Here is a 228-nt window from a genome sequence, read left to right as displayed (position 1 = left end):
GGAAGAGCTCACACAAATGGTTCAAAAAGTGGGCGATGTCATAACCGAGTATGATAAACAAATTGAAGCATCATCAGACGTTCCAGAAAGAAAAGCTCTAAGAAGTGAACGCAAATACCCGAAACAAGTGCGTAAACAGTTGCTTGATTTGGTCTTACGAAAACAGAAATACCAACAGGACTTTGAAATCTTTGGCATACGTAATAGTTATTCTAAAACAGATCCGGA

1 pseudogene is annotated in these 228 nt (G+C 38.6%); it reads left to right on the top strand.

Annotation, left to right across the window (positions count from 1 at the left end):
- Positions 1-228, top strand: a pseudogene (locus ASU02_RS25560) (IS5/IS1182 family transposase); the annotation flags it as partial.

This window comes from Cytobacillus praedii, assembly GCF_001439605.1.
Taxonomy (GTDB): Bacteria; Bacillota; Bacilli; order Bacillales; family Cytobacillaceae; genus Cytobacillus; species Cytobacillus praedii.
Note: the sequence above shows the minus strand (reverse complement) of the source record. Positions and strands in the feature narration are given on the sequence as shown.